The following is an 874-nucleotide window of genomic DNA, read 5'->3' on the forward strand; positions in this document are numbered from 1 at the left end:
ACTAATAATGTCTTCATATAATTAGATTAATTACATACAACTCGTTTTGTAATCAGTTTTATATTACTCCTTCCGCAGTAAGGAACTTAATTACTTCTTCTCTTTGCAACACATTTGTTTTTATATACTCAAAACTACCTTCTGCAGGAGGTACTGAACCCTGTACCTGGAGAGACCTAAAAGAACCATCCTTTTGAGGAGTGATCAAAATAATATTTCCATATTCCAGATGAAACAGTCTCATGTTCACAATTGCAAAGCTCCCTTTATCGGGTGTTGCAAAAGCAACAAATTCGACCTTGTTGTCTTTTGTAATAAATGATCCCTGGCCAGTATAATCCGGATGATTTCTTGAAATGATTCTAGATGCACCTAGAGCGAAATTCTTAGTGTCAACAGTGTCTATGACAGTAATAACAGTAAAAAATGCCGTATTTCTTTGTTCTTCTTTATATAATTCACTGTTGCCCATTTGAAAACTGGCAAACACAATTTCCTTATCTTCCACGGTAATCCTATAATCCGGTAAAGATCGAGCCATTCGATTATTAACCTCTCCACCTCCCCCGTAGTTAAAGCCAAGGCTACTGTAATGAGGTACTGGGAATGCGCCAAACCTAATAGGTTCACGTTCTCTTATTGAGTCAATATCACCTTTCATTCGCTCCATATCCCATAATTCAGGATCTTTGATGTTTTCTATCTGTTTTAAACGAATCTCTTCTAGCGTTTTAGATCCTAATTCTTGCGAAAAGGAATAAATGGAATTTAACAGAAGTAGTGCAAAAAGTAATGTAGTTTGTTTCATTATTAAGTAATTTTAAATTGATTACAACGGTTTGTATATGATTTGTTGCGTGTTTCAGCAACCAAT

General features: G+C 35.1%; 1 protein-coding gene. It reads right to left on the reverse strand.

Annotated elements, in window-relative coordinates; genetic code table 11:
• Nucleotides 1-58 precede the first annotated feature (58 nt).
• A complete protein-coding gene (locus tag G3567_RS13210; RefSeq protein ID WP_164005788.1) occupies nucleotides 59-808 on the reverse strand; it encodes a hypothetical protein in 750 nt (249 codons plus the stop codon).
• Nucleotides 809-874: the final 66 nt, after the last annotated feature.

Origin of the sequence: Psychroflexus aurantiacus, from assembly GCF_010820555.1 — a bacterium.
Lineage (GTDB): Bacteria > Bacteroidota > Bacteroidia > Flavobacteriales > Flavobacteriaceae > Psychroflexus > Psychroflexus aurantiacus.

Excerpts from the sequence above, each read along its gene's own strand:
- G3567_RS13210 (WP_164005788.1), bottom strand. The coding sequence starts at position 808 with ATGAAACAAACTACATTACTTTTTGCACTACTTCTGTTAAATTCCATT.